The sequence below is a fragment of the Anaerococcus provencensis genome (assembly GCF_000312365.2).
Taxonomy (GTDB): domain Bacteria; phylum Bacillota; class Clostridia; order Tissierellales; family Peptoniphilaceae; genus Anaerococcus; species Anaerococcus provencensis.
Genome location: NZ_HG003686.1, coordinates 520,039 through 540,626, shown reverse-complemented (window position 1 = coordinate 540,626; position 20,588 = coordinate 520,039). Strand labels below are relative to the sequence as shown.

Sequence of the window (20,588 nt, the reverse complement as noted above, 5' to 3'; positions counted from 1 at the left end):
CTAGTCATATTCATCTCCATTTTTTAATAATGATAACAACTTAAAGACTTTTAATCTATATACAATTTTTCTATAGACAAAAAAATGTATATATTATATAATTGCTTAATGGGTTATTAATATGAATTCAGTAAACTATAATTTTGCTTATTTTTTAAAGAAAATTAGAAAATCTAGAAAGCTTACTCAACAAAAGCTATCAGAACTATCCTATATAAATGTAAAAACTATATCTGAGATGGAAACTGGTAAGGCCAATATTGATTTGGATAAATTAGAGATTCTTTCATCAGTTTTAAATGTTGATTTAGTAGAAGAATATTTTAATATATTATTTGAAGATTCAAATAATATTGAACAAATAGTTAATTCCCTAAATAGGAAAGATAGATTTCACGGAAGCAGTCAATCAAAAGAAATACATGCATTAGAAGATATAAAAAATAAAACTGATAGGGAAATAATAAAAATTAAAGCTCAGAAATTGATTTTGTATTTTAATAGTATAGAAGTGAAGGATGATTTAATTCTTAAAAGAAAGCTCTTATTGGATGCTTTAAATATCAGCTGTAATTTTGATTTAAAAAACTTAGAAAATAATAATTACAGTAATATAGATTATAGGATACTTATGAACTATGCTTACACAGATATGGAAGCAACTGAAAGACTAAGAATTTATAAATTTATTGAAGATTCTAATATTTATGATAATGATTTAAATTCTATTTTATTTCATAATATAGCTAACACATACTATATTTTAGAAGAAAGCGAAATAGCTTTAGACTATATAAACAAAGCTATTAATCTTAATTCTAGTAACCCAACATCAGCGGTTATGCTTTATACTAAAGCTCTTATCTTATATGATTTATCTAAACCTTACGAAAAGTACGCTAGAACAGCTCTAGAAGTTAGTAAGAAGACAGATGAAAAGCTTTATTCATACATATTAAAAAACTCAAAGGAAAAATTTAACATATCATATTGAATAATTATTAAACTTCCTAAGTTATATGCTTAGGAAATTTTTATTTGTTGCTTTTGCTAATAAAAAAGGGATGTTGCAAAATAGATAATCGTTCCTACATCATACGAGCACCCTACCAGAAAGGTCTCCGCCAGCCTACAGGCTATAGTTCAAACTTTCTGTTAGTGCAATCTAATGATAGGACGGTAAATATCTATCAATTTGCAACAATCCCTTAATATTAATAATTTGTTTTTTCTTTAACTTTAGTAGCCTTACCTTGACGGTCACGTAGGTAGTTTAGTTTAGCACGACGTACTTTACCATGTCTTGTTACTACTAATTTTTCAATTCTTGGTGAGTTGTATAGGAAGGTTCTTTCTACGCCTACACCGTAAGAAATTCTTCTTAATGTGAATGCCTTGTTGATGCCGCCTTCTTTGATTTTGATTACTGTTCCTTCAAAGTCTTGAAGTCTTGTTTTGTCACCTTCTTTGATTCTGTAAGATATTCTAACTGTATCACCTACGTTAAAGTCATATTGATCTTCGCGTAAGTTTTCTTGTTCAATTTTTTTAATTAAATCCATTTTCATTCTCCTCTCTTAGGAATTTTTCATATAAGTCTGGTCTAACTTTTTTTGTTTTTGCTATTGCAGATTTTCTATTCCACTCTTTGATCTTTTTGTGATCTCCACTAGTTAATTCATTTGGCACTATGTAACCATTAAACTCTCGTGGCTTGGTGTATTCATCTTGCTGCAATAATATATTGTAGTGGGAATCGGTCTTTAGTGATTCCTCCTTGCCAACTACTCCATCTATAAATCTTGCCATTGAGTCTATTAGTACCATAGCAGGTATTTCTCCTCCTGTTAGGACATAGTCTCCTATGGATATTTCGTAGTCGACATAGTGATTAGTTATCCTTGCATCTATACCCTCGTAGTGGCCACAAATGATTATAAGATCTTTAATCTCTGCAAAGTCGATTGCTAATTTCTGATTTAATACTCTCCCAGCAGCTGACATATAGGCTACTTTGGAGTTTGGTTTTTTTACAGACATTAATGCATCATATAATGGTTTTGGCTTCATTAGCATGCCCGCTGCTCCACCATAAACCGTATCATCAACGTGGTTGTGTTTATCATTCGAAAAATCTCTTATATTTACAAGTTCTAATTCTAATAAACCTTTTGATATAGCTTTACCTATTACTCCATAAGTTTTCAAAAACTCAAAACTTTCTGGAAATAGGGTAAGGATTGTTATTTTATTCATAATCACTAAAATTTTCTATTTCTATAATATTCTTTTCAAAGTCAATATTTTTAGTTGTAGCATTTAAAGCTGGAAAATAAATTTCATCTTTATCTGTCTTTATAACATAAACATCATTGGGATATACACCTGTGATTACGTCTATGATATTGCCGACTTTTTGCCCATTGTCGTAAACATCAAGACCTATTAGTTTATAAACGTAGTACTCATCTTCTCCTAGTTCGCCTAGGTCAGCTTCATCTATGGTTATATCTTTGCCAACAAATTTGATGACATCATTAATGTCGTCATATTCTTCAAATTTTATAACCTTAAGTCCTTTTTGGTCAAAGGATGATTCAACTGTTAGTTCTTCGTCATCGATAAGTACCTTTGCCCCAGTTTTAAACCTATTTTCATTATCACTTAGGCTTTTTATTTTAAGATTTCCTCTAATCCCATGAGTTGTTACAATCTCTGCTACACTTATCCTCATATTTTTATATTGACCTTAACATCTTCCTTTATAGCTGCTGATCTTGCTATGGTTCTGATAGAATTGATGATATTTCCTCTAACTCCTATAACACGACCCTTATCGCTATCTGCAACGTGGATTACTATATTTACTTCTCCATCGTTACGATTTTCTTCGATTTCTACAGCTTCTTTATCTTCTACTAGCTCTTTTACGATTGCTTCTACTAATTCTTTCATAATCTTATGCTAATACATCATTGTCATTGAATAGCTTTTCAACGATTGATGTTGGTTTTGCACCATTTTTAATCCATTGTTTTGCTTTTTCATTGTCTACTTTGAATTCTTTTGGTTCGCTTACTGGATTGTAGTAACCAATTTCTTCGATAAATTTACCATCACGTGGACTTCTTGAATCTGCAACTACTACTCTGTAAAATGGTTTTTTCTTTTGTCCCATTCTTTTTAATCTAATTTTTACTGCCATTTTTCTTCCTTTCCTTTTATAAAATTTGACCTATGATTACTTAGTTTCTACTAAAAAGGTAACTTAGGCATCCTAAATCCGCCTCTACCCTTTTTGCCTTTTGGATTCATATTAGAAACTTGTTTCATCATTTTCTTAAGTTCTTTAAATTGTTTTAACAGCTTGTTTAGCTCTCTGACATCTACACCGGATCCTTTTGATATACGCTCTTTTCGTCTTTTGCCTATGATTTCTGGCTTTTCACGCTCTTCTTTGGTCATAGAATTAATCAAAGCTTCGATTTTTACAAATCCTGTGTCATCTACATTGACTTGTTTGAGCATTTTATTATTTACACCAGGAATCATTGCAAGTAAGTCTTCCAGAGGCCCCATATTTCTAATTTGATTTATTTGATCCATAAAATCATCTAGGGTAAATGTTTGATTTCTTAGCTTTTCTTCCAAAGCCTTGGCATTTTCCATATCGATTTGCGCTTCAGCTTTTTCGATTAAAGATAAGACATCACCCATGCCTAGGATTCTATTCGCCATCCTATCTGGATAGAAGGCTTCTAGGTCTTCTAGTTTTTCGCCAACTCCAACAAATTTGATTGGCTTGCCAACTACTTGTCTTATTGATAAGGCTGCACCACCTCTTGCATCACCGTCAAGCTTGGTGAGTATAACACCTGTGATATCAAGGTAGTCGTCGAATGTTTTTGCCACATTAACTGCCTCTTGGCCAGTCATGGCATCTACTACTAGAAGAATCTCATCAGGCTTGGTTACTTCCTTGATTTTTTTAAGTTCATCCATAAGATCAGTATCAATTTGCAAACGACCAGCTGTATCAAGGATTACTGTGTCGTAATTGTTTGCCCTAGCATAATTTTTTGCTTCAAGGGCAATCTTTACTGGATCTTCCTTACCTTGTTCGAAAACAAAGGTATCTGCTTTTTTGCCGACAACTTTAAGTTGTTCTATTGCAGCTGGCCTATATATATCTAGGGCTGCTAGCATTGGATTTCTATTTTCGCCTTTAAGCTTATAAACAAGCTTACCTGAGTGAGTTGTTTTACCTGAACCTTGGAGTCCTACCATCATCACAACGTGTGGGGTAGAACCTTTTAAATCTAATCTAGAATTTTCTTTACCCATCAAATTGGTAAGTTCTTCATTTACAATCTTAACCACCATTTGACCAGGAGTAAGGGATGTCATTACATCTTCGCCTAGGGATCTTTCTTTGACAGTCTTTACAAAGTCTTTTACCACCTTGTAGTTAACGTCTGCTTCTAGAAGTGAAAGTCTAATCTCCCTCATAGCGTTGTCGATGTCTTTTTCTGTTAATTTTCCTTTTCCGGTAAGTTTTCCAAGACTTTCTTGGAGCCTATCGGCTAGGCCTTCAAACACCATATTATCACTCCCTAAATTCTCTCAATTGTCTCTGTTATTTTCTCAATTGCTTCTTTGTTTTTTGAATTTTCCATCAGCTCTCTTATACTCGTAAGAGCATCTTTGAGCTCATCTTTTTTTTCTAGTAAAGAAAGCTCATCTTCAAACTCAAATAGCTTATCAACTGTCCTTGTCATCATGTCGGAAATTGCTTGTTTACTTTTATTGTTGTTTTCTGCAATCTCTTGTAAGGACAAGTCTTCGTTATAATAACAATTGATAACATCTCTTTGCTTTTCATTTAGTAGCGGTCCATATATGTCGTATAATTCAGCCACCTTAACAATTTTTTCCATAATCGGTCCTTACTTTTTATATTAAATTTAATTTAATATAATTAGCCTGTCAAGATAATTTCTTGACCTGTATATTATACACCCCTATAAATATCATGTCAAGGTTTTTTCTTGACTTATTTAAACCTTGATTTTATAATGCTTTGTTTGATTCTTTCTACTAAAAAACTAGCAATATTATTACATACTGCTAGTTTTATTTTTACTCTTATGGTAGATTTTTGAATGGATTTAGTGATCTATCATTTTCTCCATTACTTTCTATTTGATTTTCTGGTTTTGCTTGTTTGTACTCATCTACATTTGATGAGTCTATTGAGAATGTAAAGTCAAGATCCATTGATTTGCCATCTCTTAATACTGTAATAGTTGCCTTATCACCTACCTTATAGCTTAGTAAGTTCTTTCTAAGTGAAAGCATATCAGTGACTTTGTTTCCGTCTATGGCTGTAATCAAATCACCCTTTTTGAGAGTTTCACTATCATCAAATACGCTTGTTACAAATACACCTTCTTTGCCTTCTAGGTCGCCTAGATTTACTTGAGGGTATTGTAAGAAGTAGTCTAATGATTGACCAGTTATTCCTAGGTATACTGAGTGGTATTCTCCACTTTCTTTGATTTGCTCAATAATTGGCTTTACTAGGTTTATTGGTATAGCAAATCCTATACCATCACTGTTACCAGCTTTTGCAGTATTGATTCCTATTTGCTCACCTTTTGAATTTAGTAGAGCTCCTCCAGAGTTGCCGGCATTTATAGCTGCATCTGTTTGCATCAAGCCGTCCATCTGAGCGCCTGTATTAAAGCTTACGCTCCTATTTAGGCCTGATATTATACCAGATGTTACTGTTGATTGGAGTTGCAAGCCTAGTGGGTTGCCTATGGCAACTACCCTATCGCCTACTCCCATCTTATCACTATCTCCTAGCTCCATAACTGGAAGATTGTCCTTTTTAACTTTTACTATGGCTAGGTCTAGTGTAGCATCATTCCATACGAGGTCAGCTTCTGCAGTTGAACCGTCGCTAAATAATACATTTATCTCGCTTACATCTCCATCGCTTACAACGTGAGAGTTTGTCACTATATAACCATCTGAACTTACTATTGATCCAGATCCTATACCTTCTGCATAACCAGATTGTGGGCCCCAGAAAGTTTGTTCTACAACCTTAGATACAGTAGTTATTCCTACTACACTATCTATAGATTTTTTTACTACTACTGATTCCATTGATGGGTCATCAGATATTTCTATTTTTTGTTTATTAGCTTTTGTATCAATCTCTTGTTTTTCTTCCACTTTATTACTGGCTACATCCGTATCTTGATTGTTGGATTTTACTGATATCGTCGTGGTTAATACATACACTAGTAAACCACCAACTATTGCTCCAAGTAAGGCACTTACAAATGATGGAAGGCCTTTTTTTCTGTTATCTTCTCTATTTGCCATAACTTTTCCTTTCTTTGTAGTTTACAATTCGTGTTTATGCTTATATATTACTTCTTTTATTGTTAAATTTACATAAAGAATAATAGCAAATACTATCCTTATTTGACTTAATATTAACTTATTAATATAATGAATGAAAAGATTAAGGAGGGTTTTATGACCAAATTTATCGCAGATTCATCCTTTTTCGAACTATTCCCAGATGCAAAAATCGGTGTAGTTATCGCAAAAGGTATTGAAAACAATGAATCTTCTAGTAGAGAAATTAAAGATATGCTTAATGAAGCAAACGAAAAAGCTTATGATTACTTAACTGAACCAGTTTTTTCTGAAAATAAAGTTATCAAAGTATGGAGAGATGCTTTCAAGAAATTCAAAACTAAAAAAGGTGCAAGATGTGCTATAGAAGCTCTACTTAAAAGAGTGGATAAGGGCAATCCAGTAGGTTCAATCAACCCATTAGTTGATATCTACAATGCTATTTCACTAACCTATGCTCTTCCAGTTGGATCAGAGGACTTTGACAAATTCGATGGTGATATGGTATTAAAAATCACCGAAGGAGGAGACAAATTCCAAGCTTTGGGAGATGATGACGAATCTGAAACTTATCCAGGCGAACTTGCATATGTAGATAATGCTGGAGCTATTTGCAGATGCTTTAACTGGAGAGATGGAGTTCGTACAATGATTACAGAAGATACAAAAAACGCTGTAGTTATCATGGAATCAGTAGATCCAGAAAGAGACGAAGACCAAAAAGAAGCGCTAAATGCTATGGCAGAAAATTTAGAAAAATACCTTAACTGCCAAACAGAAATAAAAATTCTTACAAAAGATGATTCAGAAGTAACTTTGAAATAAAAATAATAAAGTGGATGCAAAACTTTCAACATTTGTTGCATCCACATTTTTTATGCTTATTTTTATATAAAACCCGTGAAATTAATTTTCCATTATTTATATAGAAATCAAACTAATTTATTCTATCTATTATTTTCCATAAATAAAAACCACCAATTCACAAATGGAATTGATGGCTTAAAATTGTTACTTAGAATATCATCATACAAATTGATAGTATTACAATATTTAGAATCATTACTATAAAGAATGGTTTTTTAACCCATTTTAGGTATGTTGAGTATTCTACTCTTGCAGCTGCAAGTCCACCCATTACTACCCCTGATGTTGGAGTAACAAAGTTTATAAGACCACAAGCTCCACAGAATATCATAATCATAATGCTTGGGTTAAATCCAAGTGCATTTGCAAGTGATCCCATTACTGGAATAGAAAGTGCTGCAAGTCCTGATGTAGATGGTACTAAGAAACTTAGTAGCATGTATACTAGGTATGCAAGTGGTACAAATACAAATGCTGGTACACCTCTTAGTAATCCACTAGCTTTATCTAGGATAAAGAAGTCAAGGTGAGTTTGATTCATTACAACTGTAATACCACGAGCTACAGCTATGATTAAAGCTACAGATAATAGGTCTGCTGCACCAGCTATAAATGTATCAACAAATTCTTTTTCACTCATGCGAGCAACTATAGCAATTATGATACTTGCAAGGATAAACCAAGCACCTAGTTCAGCAAAATACCATTTACCTAAAGGTTGTCCTGTTAAGAATTTTGACCAACCAAAGGCATTCATATAAGCATCTTCATCACCAGCAAAGTTGATATCAACATATGAGATAAGAGATAGAATCATTACAACAAATGCAATTGCAAATACTATAAGTACGTGTTTGTGTTGTTTGGTAAATACAAGACCTTGGTCTTTTTCTTTACCATAAACTTCATCCATTTCAGCGAGTTCATCTGAGCTTAGAACTGTATTAGCTCTATTTTCTTGAACTTTTTTAGCATAAGAAATTACGAATTTTGCAACTACTGCTAGTGTTGTTAACCAAAGTATAACACCTACAATCATTATGGTTGTAGCATTTGGTTCAATACCTACAGATGATAGTGCACCCATAGCTGCACCTGTTGCAAATGGGTTGATTGTAGAACCTAATACACCAGCTCCAGCACCTAATAGTACGGTACCTGCTGCTACTGCTGTATCAAATCCTGCAGCAACCATTGCTGCTGTAATTAATGGATAGAAACCAATTGTTTCTTCTGCCATACCATAAGTTGTTCCACCGAGTGAGAATAAAAACATTAAAATGCCGATAAGTTTATTTTCTTTACCCTTCATTTTGCCAACTAGGTTATAAATTCCTGCTTCAAGAGCTCCTGTTGACATCATTGTTCCGATGAAACCACCTATACCAAAGATGAAGATGATAAGATCAGCTGCATCCATAAAACCATTTGGTATAGCCATAACAAAATCTGATAGATGTGCACTTTGAACTGCAACAGTTCCACCACTATTTACTGTATCTATCATTTCACCGTATTTTTCTGGATCTAGAGATTCTATAATGCTAGAACTGATTGGAGATCCATTCAAAAACAATGAAAATAGACAAACAACAGCAAGAACTATCATCAGTATTGAGAAAGCGCTAAGAGAACGTTTTTTCTTTTTCCCCTTATTTTCTGTCATTTTGCCCCTCCTTATATTTTATTTTGTTATTATTTTTTTATGATTGTTCCTGTTTGTCCTTTTAAAGCTTCAGCTGCTTTTTCTAAAGAAGTAATAAGAGCAATGCCATTTTCAGTGTTTTCAACAAATTCCATACAAGCTTCTACTTTTGGTAGCATTGATCCTTTTGCGAATTGTTCTTCACCGATATATTTTTTAGCTTCTTCTAGGGTCATTTCCTTGATAGCTTCTTCATTTTCTTTACCAAAGTTAATCATAACTTGGTCAACTGCTGTGAGTATTACAAGCATGTCAGCTTTTAATTCTTCAGCTAGTAGAGCAGAAGATCTATCTTTGTCGATTACTGCTGGGATTCCTTCTAATTTGTCATCTTTATCGATTACTGGAATTCCACCACCACCAACAGTGATTACTATATTGTCATTTTCTATTAAGCTATTTACAACATCAAGTTCTACAATTTCCTTTGGAATAGGGCTTGCTACAACTCTTCTGTATCCACGACCAGAATCTTCTACAAATGTATAACCTTTTTCCTTAGCTATTTGGTCAGCTTCTTCTTTAGTCATAAATGAACCAATTGGTTTTGTAGGATTTTTGAATGCTTCATCTTTTTCATCAACAAGGACTTGAGTTAATACAGTTGCAACATTTTTGTTGATGCCACGTTTTTTAAGCTCGTTTCTTACTGATTGTTGAAGGTGATATCCAATATATCCTTGGCTCATAGCGCCACATTCTGGGAAAGGCATAGCTGGTGTACCAGCGCCATTTAATGCTGCATATTCGAAAGCATTGTTAATCATACCAACTTGTGGACCATTACCATGACCTATTGCAAGATCATATTCTTCTGATAAATCTACAATTGATTCAGCTGTCTTTGTTACTAATTCTAATTGCTCTTCAGGGGTATTGCCTAAAGCATTACCCCCAAGAGCGATAACCAATCTTTTTTTGCTCATTTAGTTTCCTTATTTAAGTGTTGCATACATTACAGCTTTAATTGAGTGCATTCTGTTTTCAGCTTCATCAAATACTTTTGATTTGTTTGAAAGGAATACATCATCTGTAACTTCCATGCCGTTTAGTTCGTATTTGTCACCGAATTTTTCATAAACTTCTTCACCGATTGTTGTTTTTAAATCGTGGAATGATGGTAGGCAGTGCATAAAGATTGCGTCTTCATCAGCCATATCCATTACTGATTGATTTACTTGGTATGGGTGAAGTTGTTCAATTCTTTGTTCCCAAACTTCATCTGGTTCACCCATTGATACCCAAATATCTGTGTAGATTACGTGAGCTCCACTTACACCTTCTTTTACGTCTTCTGTGAAGTTTACTGTTGATCCGTGAACAGCTGCATATTCTTTTGCTTCTGCTATTAATTCTTCTGTTGGCCATAATTCTTTCGGACCACAACCTGTGTAATTTACACCAAGTTTAGCACAAGTGATTAATAGTGAGTTTGATACGTTGTTTCTGCAGTCACCCATGAATACAAAGTTTAGTCCTTTTAGGTATCCAAAGTTTTCTTTGATTGTCATCATGTCAGCAATCATTTGTGTTGGGTGGAAGTCATCTGTTAGACCATTCCATACTGGAACACCTGAGTTATCTGCTAGAGCTTGAACTAATTCTTGATCAAATCCTCTGTATTCGATACCATCATAGAATCTTCCAAGTACTTTTGCTGTATCTTCAATAGATTCTTTTTTACCCATTTGGCTTGAACCTGGATCTAGGTATGTTACACCCATTCCTAGGTCATAACCAGCTACTTCGAATGAGCAACGTGTTCTTGTAGATGTTTTTTCAAATAATAGAACGATGTTTTTACCTTCTAGGTATCTGTGTGGTGTTCTTGTTAATTTAAGATTTTTAAATTGAGCAGATAGGTCTAATAGATAGTTGATTTCTGCTTCTGTGTAATCACTTAATGTTAGGAAAGATCTTCCTTGTAAATTTACTGGCATATTTGTATCTCCTTATAGTTTTATTTATAGTTTTATTTTAATTTATTCTCTTTTATTTTGCAATATTAATTAGTCTAGGCTTCTTACAAATGGCATTGTCATACATCTTGGACCACCACGACCTACTGTTAGGTTTGATGCGTCTAGTTCATGTATTTTGATTCCTGCTTCTTTAAGTGCAGCATTTGTTACTGTATTTCTCTTATAAACAACTACTTCACCTGGAGCTATTGTTAGTGTGTTTGAACCGTCGTTCCATTGTTCACGTTCAGCAGCGATTGGATCACCATTACCACATGGGATTAGTCTAACTTTTTCAACTCCTGCAATTTCAGCTAAGATTTCTTCAAATTCACCAGATTTTTCTTCGATGTTTAGATCGTTGTCACCTTTTGTGATTTTGTAGATTTTTAGTGTTTGCATGATTCCTGGGTGGAATGTAAATGCATCATGGTCAATTCTTGTAAATACAGTATCTAAGTGCATGAATGCTCTATTTACAGGGATGTTTAACGCATAAATTTTTTCAATTTTGCTTTCTTCTTCCCCAAAGAATATATTTTTAGCTAATTCTTGGATAGCTTCATATTGTGTTCTTTGAGAAATACCAATTAATAGTGTTGTATCAGATATGATTAGTTCGTCTCCACCTTCGATGTGGTATTCTTTTCCTCTACCATAGTAGTTTGGAACTTGACCTTTATAATCATTGTGATATCTCATTACATAATCACCATAGATTGTTTCTCTGTTACGTGTTTCAGCATACATTGTGTTGATTGATACGCCATTACCAATTGTAGCAAATGGGTCTCTTGTGAAGTATAGGTTTGGCATTGGATTGATTGCAAGGTAGTTTCCTTTTTCACCCATTGTTTTAAGTTCTTCTTCACTAAAGTGGCCAATTTCTAGTAGTGTGATACCAGCCATAGTTTTTTCAACAAATTCTTTTGTATCAGAAATACCTTCTAGTAGTTCTCTAGATTTTTTAAGAATTTCTTCATCTGTAACACCTGTTTCTTCAAGGTATTGGTCTAAGAATTGTTCTCTGAGTCCTTCGTTTTGGTCAAGTGCTTCAGCAACTAAATCTTCAAGATAAAGTACTTCAACGCCGTTATCTCTAAGAATATCTGTGAATCTATCGTGTTCTTCTTGAGCAAGTTTTAAATCTGGAATATCATCAAATAATAATTCTTCCAATGTGTTTGGAGTTAAGTTTAATAATTCATCTCCTGGTCTGTGTACTAAAACTTTTTCAAGTTTATTAATTTCGCTTGTTACTTGTATAGCTGTCATTAAAATCCTCCTAAAAATTTTGGGAAACATTTTCCCTTACACATATATTATATGACATTCCAAAATTAAATGTAGGACATTTTCGAACTGATTAGTTGTAAAAAAAGGTATATTATATAGAACCTTTACTAAAATATGTGGTAAAATTGTAGTATACTTATTGTAAGGAGATAGAATGAGTAATACACGTTTAGAAGGAAAATTTGAATCCCACTTAGATTTATCCAGTCTTCTGACATATGAATATGAATTTGAAAGCTCCAATACAAAGCCAATGATTCACCAACAAGCACGCTTTCTACTTTGTACAAAAGGTTCTGGAAAAATAACATTGAACTCAAAAGAGTACGAAGTAAGAAAAAGATCTATAATTTTAATAGTGCCTTGGGACATAACAGAAATCACACAGGTTGATGAACAATTAGAATTTATTAAAATTGTATTTAATTACAGTGCTTTCACAGAATATTTATCAGACCTAGAGATATTTACAGAAAAAAACAGCTCTTTTTATTCAGTAATAGAAGATAATAGAATAAAATACTTAAATGATATCGAATTTAAGAGCATACTAAGAACAATGAAAAAATTTAGGGCTGAAGTTGGAGATATTTCAATATATCATACACCTAATAAAGATAATTTTTCTAGAATATACTTACTAGCCTTGCTAGTTGAATTAACGATTGAATTCCTTAGATCAATTAATGTAACAGAAGAAATTGATAGCAAAGAAAAATCTGTCAATATAAATGAAGTATTAAGCTACATGTACGCACATTTAGCCGATAAACTTACACTAGAAAAGGTATCATCGGTATTTTTTATGAGCAAATCTTCTATGGCCAAATATCTGAAAGAAAGTATCAACTATACATTCAAAGAATTATTAGATGATATGAAATTTTCAAAATCAGTAGACTTACTAGCCTATACATCACTGACACTTAGCGAAATTGCAAGCGAAGTTGGTTACAATGACGACTCTCACTTCATAAACTCCTTCCTACAAAGGGAGAAAGTTACACCAAGTGAATTTAGAGAAGATTATCTACACACAGAAAATAGACTAAAGCTTTTTGAATCTGACACTAAAAAAGATCTCATTAGATATATAGAAAATAATTTTAGAGACGAAGAATTGTCCATATCACTAGTATCTAAGAAATTTAATATGACAACTTCATCAGTAAACAAAATCCTAAACTTCCAATTCGAGAAAAACTTTACAGAGTATCTAAACTATCTTAGAGTAACAGAAGCGGTAAATTTACTAAAAACGACCGATGAGCCAATTGAAGATATAGCAATAAAAGTGGGATTTAACAACAGCAGAACATTTAGAAGAGCATTTAATCAAATAATACAAATTACCCCATCAAATTTTAGGAAAAATATAAACTTACAACAATACGATGGAACAATAATGTAATAGAAGTAAAAGCGTAATCTAAAGATATGACATCAAAAAATATTGAAATATATAAATTAAAACTCTTACAAGCAAAATAATTGTAAGAGTTTTTTATTGCATATTTAGATTTAAAAATGCTATGAAATTAAATAACAATTTTGTTTCAATTAAATTTTATACTAAGCTAATAGTTTCTACAGATACAGATCATTTTCTAAAGATGAAACAACCAATATCTATAGAAAGCATATAATAATAAAATGATTCAATGAATAAAAATAAAAAAATATTATAAATTGTAGAAAAATAATTTCAGAAATTTTATCTCGTCGTAACTAATTTCGTAACTAAAGAAATTAAAAAACCTTACAAACGTTGAAATTGCAAGGGTTAAATTTAAATGGCGTACCATTGAGGATTCGAACCCCAGGCCTTCTGGTCCGTAGCCAGACGCTCTATCCAGCTGAGCTAATGGTACATACTAAATATTCTACTTAAAATAAATGGCGCGCCTGGGAGGAATCGAACCCCCGACACACGGATTAGAAGTCCGTTGCTCTATCCAGCTGAGCTACAGGCGCATAACTTGATTTCTTTTATTATAACACCAATATAAAATTAATGCAAGAGAAATTTTAAATAAATATAAAACATTTAATTGGAGCGGATGACGAGATTCGAACTCGCGACCCTCGCCTTGGCAAGGCGATGCTCTACCACTGAGCCACATCCGCATATATATTTTAAAAATGTTAAATATGTAATATTAAATTTTATCTTGCTTCGAAAGACCATTTCATAGAGATTGCTCACAAGCCTCACGCGCTTTTCCCGCCCTTGTGGACTACAACCACTCCGTGGAGGTCTTCTAGCAGCCAGGCAGGCTAATTTGGAGCTGATGATAGGACTTGAACCTACAACCTATTGATTACAAATCAATTGCTCTGCCAATTGAGCTACATCAGCGCTTAATCGACCAAAAAATAAGCTAAATGCGACCTGGATGAGATTCGAACTTGTCCTTTGTAGGGTTTCAAATCTGAACGATTTGAAATCTTTGAGGCGAATCATTGCGATAGCTTTGATGAGTCCAAAGAACCCTCCGCCGTAACGGCGATTATTATCGATTTCTCCAGATAATTATTTTTTTATAGCGACCTGGATGAGATTTGAACTTGTCCCTCGTAGGGTTTCAAATCTGAAAGATTTGAAATCTTTGAGGCGAATCATTGCGATAGCTTTGATGAGTCCAAAGAACCCTCCGCCGTAACGGCGATTATAATCGATTTCTTCAGATAAATATTTTTTATGGCGACCTGGATGAGATTCGAACTCACGACCTCCGCCGTGACAGGGCGGCATTCTAACCAGCTGAACTACCAGGCCATAAATTAATAACAATTTTAAATATATCTTTTTATAATTCTATAGCCGCACGGGCTATTCTCGGGCTTGCCCTGCGAGTGCTCCGCACGGGTCCTCCCCTAGCCAGACGGGCTAGTTTCTTGCTTCGCAAGACCATTTCATGGAGAGTGCTCCTCTAGCCGCACGGGCTAGTTTTATGGTGGAAGTAACAGGGCTCGAACCTGTGACCCCCTGCTTGTAAGGCAGATGCTCTCCCAACTGAGCTATACTTCCAGATAAGCAATACCTATTTCATGACTTAATATTAGCCCTCGGACTCTCGTCCTGCGGTATTTCGCACTGTAGTGCGACTCCTCCAATAGCCGGAGGGGCTTGCTTGGTGACCCTACCGAGATTCGAACTCGGGATACCACCGTGAAAGGGTGGTGTCTTAACCGCTTGACCATAGGGCCTTATTACTTAAACTGTATATACTTTTTAGATATTTCTAGATTAATCATCAACAGATAATCAATAAAAACTACAAGCCGTGAACACGATGGCTCTCCTTCAAACGACGTCTTTCTTACTATTATATTATATAAGCAATATATGGTGACCCCATCGGGATTCGAACCCGAGAACCCGCCGTGAGAGGGCGATGTCTTAACCGCTTGACCATGGGGCCAAACAAAATTTCTTTTGAATATTGTTATGATATATTAAATTTATGTCAAAGCTTCGCTTTGATATGTCTTAGTCGGCTACAAAACGAAATCGTAGATTTCTATTTCGCGACATTTGACCTACCAGCCAAAACAAAGTTTTGGGGTTAGGATCAAGAAACCGCTTTAAAAACCTAACTTAGCGAACAATAGTGAGCTTTAGTAGGTTCCATGCAACTTATTTCCCAAGAGGCGTTAGCCGATTGGCAAGAAATAATCTGCTGACCATGGGGCCAAACAAAATCGTGGACAAAACACGATTATTATTTAATAAAAAAATGGTAGCGAAGAAGAGACTTGAACTCTTGACACTCCGGGTATGAACCGAATGCTCTAGCCAACTGAGCTACTTCGCCACATAAAATAGTGTTATAATTTATGATAGTATATAATCCACCATAAAGCAAAAGCTTTTGGTTGCGGGAGCTGGATTTGAACCAACGACCTCCGGGTTATGAGCCCGACGAGCTACCAGACTGCTCTATCCCGCGGCATTTTAGCATTACAAGAACTATACTATTTATTTGAGCAAATTCACACACTAATAAAAAAGCTTTTCTTGGCGCTCAGGGTGGGACTCGAACCCACAACCTACCGGTTAACAGCCGGGTGCTCCACCATTGAGCTACCTAAGCATATTTATACTTGATATTATTTCATCTATTACTAGTCTAGCCTTTTAGGCTAGCTTATATTCTCGGGCTAACGCCCTGCGACCATTTCATGGAGCCCCAATATGACGGGGATAATTTCCTCCATGAGCCGGCCGGGCTTGCCTTTGTTTAGCAACTTCCTACTCTACCGGGAGGTCACCCTCCGAGTACCATCGGCGTTAATGAGCTTAACTTCTGTGTTCGGTATGGGTACAGGTGTATCCTCATTGCTATCGTCACTATATATTATGACCTAACCCAAAAACTTGTTTTTGCTGGTAGGTCAGATGTCGCGCAGTCCAAATCTTTGATTTGGCTAACGGAGCCGACTTTTCCAAGCCAACAGTTTTGTTAGGTGTTTTTTGAACTTTCTAAATAGCTAGTCGAGTTAAAGGACTTAGCTTAAGCTTTTGTTATACTTACGACTTGTCCGTAAGTATCTTGCCAAGCTAGAGCTCTTCGAGCTCTACCGTTGGGACACTCTCGACTAGGACCTATCATACATTTGCTTGGCAAATGTGATTAGATCCGTAACAATATTTCCAGTCAAGATTTAAAGTTTAGTATCCTTTAGCTTAATACATTACTGTACTTACACCTTGGACCTATCTAAGGTATTTTCTTTACCTTCTTTTAGAAATCTTATCTTGAGGGTTGCTTCGTACTTAGATGCTTTCAGTACTTATCAATGCCATACTTAGCTACCCAGCTATGCTTCTGGCGAAACAACTGGTACACCAGTGGTATGTCCATCCCGGTCCTCTCGTACTAGGGACAGCTCCTCGCAAATTTCTTACGCCCACGCTGGATAGGGACCGAACTGTCTCACGACGTTCTGAACCCAGCTCGCGTGCCTCTTTAATGGGCGAACAGCCCAACCCTTGGGACCTACTTCAGCCCCAGGATGAGACGAGCCGACATCGAGGTGCCAAACCTCCCCGTCGATGTGGACTCTTGGGGGAGATAAGCCTGTTATCCCCGGGGTAGCTTTTATCCGTTGAGCGATGGCCCTTCCATGCGGTGCCACCGGATCACTAAGTCCGTATTTCTACTCTGCTTGAGCTGTGTCTCTCGCAGTTAAGCTCGCTTGTGCCTTTGTACTCTGCGAATGGTTTCCGTCCATTCTGAGCGAACCTTTGAACGCCTCCGTTACTTTTTGGGAGGCGACCGCCCCAGTCAAACTGCCAAACTGACAATGTCCATTGCCCAGATTCATGGGTCAATGTTAGAATTTTGATATTAGAGGGTTGGTATCCCAAGGGTGACTCTGTGTATACTGGCGTACACACTTCATTGTCTCCCAACTATCCTGTACGTCTAATCTCAAAATCCAATATCAGCCTACAGTAAAGCTCCACGGGGTCTTTCCGTCCTAGCGTGGGTAAGTCGCATCTTCACGACTACTACAATTTCACCGGATCCTTTGTTGAGACAGTGCCCAAATCGTTGCACCTTTCGTGCGGGTCGGAACTTACCCGACAAGGAATTTCGCTACCTTAGGACCGTTATAGTTACGGCCGCCGTTTACTGGGGCTTAAGTTCTAGCCTTCGCTTGCGCTAAGCCTTCCCCTTAACCTTCCAGCACCGGGCAGGTGTCAGCTCCTATACGTCATCTTTCGATTTTGCAGAAACTTGTGTTTTTGGTAAACAGTCGCTTGGGCCTGGTTTCTGTGGCCTGATCGCTCAGGCTCCCCTTCTCGCTAACTTACGGGGACATTTTGCCGAGTTCCTTAACAAAGGTTCTTCCGCGCGTCTTGGTATTCTCTACCTCCCTACCTGTGTCGGTTTTGGTACGGGCGCTTTGGTCTTGATAGTGACTTTTCTTGGCAATTTGAAGTCGGCTATTTCTCTACTTATGTTTTCGATGCCTATTACACATTAGCTTTTTGATTAGCGGATTTGCCTACTAATCAGCCTTTGTGCTTAGACTGCCATCCATCGGGCAGCTAGCTTATCCTCTTGCGTCATCACGTCTCTTTAGCGACTTTAAGCGGTACAGGAATCTAAACCTGTTGTCCATCGGCTACGCCTTTCGGCCTGGCCTTAGGGCCCGACTTTCCCTGAGGGGACGAGCCTTGCTCAGGAGTCCTTAGGGTTTCGACGGGAGAGATTCTCACTCTCCTTCTCGCTACTCATGCCAGCATTCTCTCTTGTATTAAGTCCACGCTTGCTTTCGCTTAGGCTTCTTCCCTAATACAATGCTCCTCTACCACTGATAGAGAGTTTAAATCTATACATAAGTAACCACTTTTTTGGTTTTTGAATACGCTTAACCAGGGTCATACTTTTTTGTATGTCTGTTTTTTTCGGTGATATCGTAGTTATCTTGTCATTGTTTTTTTTAGTATGACGATCTTACCTTTATCTTTGTTTGATATTTGCGTAATTTGTTTAGCTGACTCGTTCGTACCTCTGACGCCACTCCGTGGGTCTCATGATGTGGAGACACGAAATGTCCTCTATTGGCCGGACGGGCCTGCTTTTGATAACTCGTTTTATCTTGATTGTGTGTTTTAATATTTCCTAGTTAAGTTTTTTCTTTTTCCTTTTTTATGGTTTCCTTTATGTGATAGGTTTAAATTCTCTATCAATCCGAAGCTTCGGTACTGGATTTTAGCCCCGTTTATTTTCGGCGCAAACCCACTTGACCAGTGAGCTATTACGCATTCTTTGAATGTATGGCTGCTTCTAAGCCAACGTCCTGGTTGTCTTGGTAGGTTCACATCCTTTTCCACTTAATCCAGATTTTGGGACCTTAGCTGTCGGTCTGGGCTGTTTCCCTTTCGACTTAGGAGCTTATCCCTCTAAGTCTGACTCCATGACCTGATTTTTTGGCATTCGGAGTTTGATAGGCTTTGGTACGGTATGCCGCCCTAGGCCATTCAGTGCTCTACCTCCTAAAATCTTTAGTCATAGGCTAGCCCTAAAGCTATTTCGAGGAGAACCAGCTATCTCCGGGTTCGTTTGGTTTTTCGCCCCTATCCACAGTTCATCCGATGCGTTTTAAACCGCACCCGGTTCGAGCCTCCAGTGAATTTTACTTCACCTTCACTCTGACCATGGATAGATCACCCGGTTTCGGGTCTATCATATTAAACTACTCGCCCTGTTAAGACTCGCTTTCGCTTGGACTGCGTATCTTAAATACTTAATCTTGCTTGATATGATAACTCGCTGGCCCATTCTACAAAAGGTACGAGATCACTCTTTAGAGCTCTCTCTGCTTGTAGGCACTAGGTTTCAGGTTCTGTTTCACTCCCCTTGCGGGGTTCTTTTCACCTTTCCCTCACGGTACTTGTTCGCTATCGGTCACATGTTAGTATTTAGCCTTAGGGGATGGGCCCCCTGTCTTCACAGCAAATTCCTCGTGTTCACTGCTACTTGCTCCCAAAAATATTTGAGCTTTCATCTACAAGACTTTCACTTTCTTTGGTTCATTTTCCCAAATGATTCGACTTGCTCTTATATTTCTTATTGGGTTGGGCTGTTTTCTTTTCGCTCGCCGCTACTTGGAAAATCGAGTTTTCTTTCTTTTCCTCCTGCTACTTAGATGTTTCAGTTCGCAGGGTCTTACTTCATTAAGTTATGTATTCGCTTAATGATGACTGATTCTTCATCAGCCGGGTTTCCCCATTCGGAGTCCTAGGGGTTATGGCTTTTTGTGAGCTTGCCCTAGTTTTCGTTCACTTACGTCCTTCGTCGTCTTCATGTGCCAAGGCATCCACCTGGCGCCCTTTCTTTCTTGACTGGAAATATTGTTTGCTATTTAGTTTTTACTCATTGCTGAGTGGTTCATATTATTTTTTTAACATACGGATTTATTATCCATACGATTAGCGCCGTAGTTTTCTTGCAAACCCGCTTCTCGCGTTTGGAAAAACTACTGTTTAATGACTATATCCTTCAGTCAAACTCTTCGGCTTGCTGACAAAGTTTCTTCGAAACTTTGAAACGCCGCGAAGTCTGACCTTCCATCAATTTTGCTTTGCAAAATTGGGATAGGTCATTATGGTGGAGGTAAAGAGATTCGAACTCTTGACCCCCTGCGTGCAAGGCAGGTGCTCTCCCAGCTGAGCTATACCCCCATATATTTAATATCAATGAATACGTAGTTCTTTTCTCGGTGAGGAGCCAACGTGTCGGCTCCTCTACTCTTAGAAAGGAGGTGATCCAGCCGCACCTTCCGATACGGCTACCTTGTTACGACTT

At 36.5% G+C, this 20,588-nt stretch carries 15 protein-coding genes, 12 tRNA genes and 2 rRNA genes; 3 read left to right on the top strand and 26 right to left on the bottom strand.

What is annotated here, in order from left to right; all coding sequences use genetic code 11:
* Positions 1-121: 121 nt before the first annotated feature.
* On the top strand, positions 122-994 hold the full coding sequence (locus BN38_RS05315; RefSeq protein ID WP_044565939.1) for a helix-turn-helix domain-containing protein: 873 nt from the start codon (positions 122-124) through the stop codon (positions 992-994).
* 220 nt (positions 995-1,214) lie between these two features.
* On the opposite strand, the gene rplS is transcribed toward BN38_RS05315, so the two are convergent.
* The 8 genes from rplS to BN38_RS05275 form a co-directional block, all read right to left on the bottom strand.
* Entirely contained in the window at positions 1,215-1,562 is a 348-nt protein-coding gene (gene rplS / locus BN38_RS05310) for a 50S ribosomal protein L19 (protein ID WP_044565938.1), read from the bottom strand.
* Complete coding sequence (gene trmD, locus BN38_RS05305) at positions 1,549-2,256, bottom strand: tRNA (guanosine(37)-N1)-methyltransferase TrmD (RefSeq protein WP_044565937.1); 708 nt, start codon at positions 2,254-2,256, stop codon at positions 1,549-1,551. The genes rplS and trmD overlap by 14 nt, the downstream gene beginning before the upstream one ends.
* Entirely contained in the window at positions 2,249-2,734 is a 486-nt protein-coding gene (gene rimM / locus BN38_RS05300) for a ribosome maturation factor RimM (protein WP_044565936.1), read from the bottom strand. The genes trmD and rimM overlap by 8 nt, the downstream gene beginning before the upstream one ends.
* Positions 2,731-2,955, bottom strand: coding sequence for a KH domain-containing protein (locus tag BN38_RS05295; RefSeq protein WP_044565935.1), 225 nt, complete (start codon positions 2,953-2,955; stop codon positions 2,731-2,733). Before BN38_RS05295 ends, rimM begins: the two co-directional genes overlap by 4 nt.
* Before the next feature lie 4 nt (positions 2,956-2,959).
* Entirely contained in the window at positions 2,960-3,205 is a 246-nt protein-coding gene (gene rpsP / locus BN38_RS05290; RefSeq protein ID WP_044565934.1) for a 30S ribosomal protein S16, read from the bottom strand.
* A 50-nt stretch (positions 3,206-3,255) separates the two neighbouring features.
* A complete protein-coding gene (gene ffh / locus BN38_RS05285) occupies positions 3,256-4,602 on the bottom strand; it encodes a signal recognition particle protein (RefSeq protein ID WP_044565933.1) in 1,347 nt (448 codons plus the stop codon).
* A gap of 11 nt (positions 4,603-4,613) precedes the next feature.
* Complete coding sequence (ylxM, locus tag BN38_RS05280) at positions 4,614-4,937, bottom strand: YlxM family DNA-binding protein (protein WP_044565932.1); 324 nt, start codon at positions 4,935-4,937, stop codon at positions 4,614-4,616.
* Between the two features lie 208 nt (positions 4,938-5,145).
* The gene (locus BN38_RS05275; RefSeq protein ID WP_044565931.1) at positions 5,146-6,396 is read right to left on the bottom strand and encodes a S1C family serine protease; all 1,251 of its coding nucleotides are present in this window, start codon (positions 6,394-6,396) and stop codon (positions 5,146-5,148) included.
* Between the two features lie 156 nt (positions 6,397-6,552).
* On the opposite strand from BN38_RS05275, the gene BN38_RS05270 reads away from it, so the two are divergent.
* Positions 6,553-7,260, top strand: coding sequence for a B3/B4 domain-containing protein (locus BN38_RS05270; protein WP_044565930.1), 708 nt, complete (start codon positions 6,553-6,555; stop codon positions 7,258-7,260).
* A gap of 190 nt (positions 7,261-7,450) precedes the next feature.
* Here BN38_RS05270 and BN38_RS05265 read toward each other — a convergent pair whose 3' ends face one another.
* The 4 genes from BN38_RS05265 to arcA form a co-directional block, all read right to left on the bottom strand.
* A complete protein-coding gene (locus tag BN38_RS05265; RefSeq protein ID WP_044565929.1) occupies positions 7,451-8,968 on the bottom strand; it encodes a YfcC family protein in 1,518 nt (505 codons plus the stop codon).
* Between the two features lie 29 nt (positions 8,969-8,997).
* Positions 8,998-9,933, bottom strand: coding sequence for a carbamate kinase (gene arcC, locus BN38_RS05260; RefSeq protein WP_044565928.1), 936 nt, complete (start codon positions 9,931-9,933; stop codon positions 8,998-9,000).
* A gap of 9 nt (positions 9,934-9,942) precedes the next feature.
* Positions 9,943-10,947 (bottom strand): ornithine carbamoyltransferase, encoded by a 1,005-nt coding sequence (gene argF, locus BN38_RS05255; protein ID WP_044565927.1) that lies wholly within the window; start codon positions 10,945-10,947, stop codon positions 9,943-9,945.
* 69 nt (positions 10,948-11,016) lie between these two features.
* Positions 11,017-12,243, bottom strand: coding sequence for an arginine deiminase (gene arcA / locus BN38_RS05250; RefSeq protein ID WP_044565926.1), 1,227 nt, complete (start codon positions 12,241-12,243; stop codon positions 11,017-11,019).
* A 175-nt stretch (positions 12,244-12,418) separates the two neighbouring features.
* Here arcA and BN38_RS05245 point away from each other — a divergent pair, with 175 nt between their 5' ends.
* The gene (locus BN38_RS05245; RefSeq protein ID WP_044565925.1) at positions 12,419-13,675 is read left to right on the top strand and encodes an AraC family transcriptional regulator; all 1,257 of its coding nucleotides are present in this window, start codon (positions 12,419-12,421) and stop codon (positions 13,673-13,675) included.
* Between the two features lie 383 nt (positions 13,676-14,058).
* Here the strand turns inward: BN38_RS05245 and BN38_RS05240 are convergent.
* The 14 genes from BN38_RS05240 to BN38_RS05175 form a co-directional block, all read right to left on the bottom strand.
* A tRNA-Arg gene (locus BN38_RS05240) sits at positions 14,059-14,135 on the bottom strand.
* Between the two features lie 26 nt (positions 14,136-14,161).
* Positions 14,162-14,238 (bottom strand) — tRNA-Arg (locus BN38_RS05235).
* A gap of 78 nt (positions 14,239-14,316) precedes the next feature.
* Positions 14,317-14,391 (bottom strand) — tRNA-Gly (locus BN38_RS05230).
* A gap of 156 nt (positions 14,392-14,547) precedes the next feature.
* Positions 14,548-14,623: transfer RNA gene (locus BN38_RS05225), tRNA-Thr, on the bottom strand.
* 343 nt (positions 14,624-14,966) lie between these two features.
* A tRNA-Asp gene (locus tag BN38_RS05220) sits at positions 14,967-15,043 on the bottom strand.
* A 176-nt stretch (positions 15,044-15,219) separates the two neighbouring features.
* Positions 15,220-15,295 (bottom strand) — tRNA-Val (locus tag BN38_RS05215).
* A gap of 104 nt (positions 15,296-15,399) precedes the next feature.
* Positions 15,400-15,474: transfer RNA gene (locus tag BN38_RS05210), tRNA-Glu, on the bottom strand.
* Between the two features lie 140 nt (positions 15,475-15,614).
* Positions 15,615-15,689, bottom strand: a tRNA-Glu gene (locus BN38_RS05205).
* A 316-nt stretch (positions 15,690-16,005) separates the two neighbouring features.
* A tRNA-Met gene (locus BN38_RS05200) sits at positions 16,006-16,082 on the bottom strand.
* Positions 16,083-16,140: 58 nt separating this feature from the next.
* A tRNA-Met gene (locus tag BN38_RS05195) sits at positions 16,141-16,217 on the bottom strand.
* Between the two features lie 69 nt (positions 16,218-16,286).
* Positions 16,287-16,361: transfer RNA gene (locus tag BN38_RS05190), tRNA-Asn, on the bottom strand.
* Between the two features lie 145 nt (positions 16,362-16,506).
* A 5S ribosomal RNA gene (gene rrf, locus BN38_RS05185) occupies positions 16,507-16,623 on the bottom strand.
* A 298-nt stretch (positions 16,624-16,921) separates the two neighbouring features.
* Positions 16,922-20,127, bottom strand: a 23S ribosomal RNA gene (locus tag BN38_RS05180).
* Between the two features lie 261 nt (positions 20,128-20,388).
* Positions 20,389-20,464, bottom strand: a tRNA-Ala gene (locus BN38_RS05175).
* Positions 20,465-20,588 lie beyond the last annotated feature (124 nt).

What these genes read in the sequence shown, in the direction of transcription:
- BN38_RS05315 (WP_044565939.1), top strand. Translation starts at nt 122, where the DNA reads ATGAATTCAGTAAACTATAATTTTGCTTATTTTTTAAAGAAAATTAGA.
- rplS (WP_044565938.1), bottom strand. Translation starts at nt 1,562, where the DNA reads ATGGATTTAATTAAAAAAATTGAACAAGAAAACTTACGCGAAGATCAA.
- trmD (WP_044565937.1), bottom strand. Translation starts at nt 2,256, where the DNA reads ATGAATAAAATAACAATCCTTACCCTATTTCCAGAAAGTTTTGAGTTT.
- rimM (WP_044565936.1), bottom strand. Translation starts at nt 2,734, where the DNA reads ATGAGGATAAGTGTAGCAGAGATTGTAACAACTCATGGGATTAGAGGA.
- BN38_RS05295 (WP_044565935.1), bottom strand. Translation starts at nt 2,955, where the DNA reads ATGAAAGAATTAGTAGAAGCAATCGTAAAAGAGCTAGTAGAAGATAAA.
- rpsP (WP_044565934.1), bottom strand. Translation starts at nt 3,205, where the DNA reads ATGGCAGTAAAAATTAGATTAAAAAGAATGGGACAAAAGAAAAAACCA.
- ffh (WP_044565933.1), bottom strand. Translation starts at nt 4,602, where the DNA reads ATGGTGTTTGAAGGCCTAGCCGATAGGCTCCAAGAAAGTCTTGGAAAA.
- ylxM (WP_044565932.1), bottom strand. Translation starts at nt 4,937, where the DNA reads ATGGAAAAAATTGTTAAGGTGGCTGAATTATACGACATATATGGACCG.
- BN38_RS05275 (WP_044565931.1), bottom strand. Translation starts at nt 6,396, where the DNA reads ATGGCAAATAGAGAAGATAACAGAAAAAAAGGCCTTCCATCATTTGTA.
- BN38_RS05270 (WP_044565930.1), top strand. Translation starts at nt 6,553, where the DNA reads ATGACCAAATTTATCGCAGATTCATCCTTTTTCGAACTATTCCCAGAT.
- BN38_RS05265 (WP_044565929.1), bottom strand. Translation starts at nt 8,968, where the DNA reads ATGACAGAAAATAAGGGGAAAAAGAAAAAACGTTCTCTTAGCGCTTTC.
- arcC (WP_044565928.1), bottom strand. Translation starts at nt 9,933, where the DNA reads ATGAGCAAAAAAAGATTGGTTATCGCTCTTGGGGGTAATGCTTTAGGC.
- argF (WP_044565927.1), bottom strand. Translation starts at nt 10,947, where the DNA reads ATGCCAGTAAATTTACAAGGAAGATCTTTCCTAACATTAAGTGATTAC.
- arcA (WP_044565926.1), bottom strand. Translation starts at nt 12,243, where the DNA reads ATGACAGCTATACAAGTAACAAGCGAAATTAATAAACTTGAAAAAGTT.
- BN38_RS05245 (WP_044565925.1), top strand. Translation starts at nt 12,419, where the DNA reads ATGAGTAATACACGTTTAGAAGGAAAATTTGAATCCCACTTAGATTTA.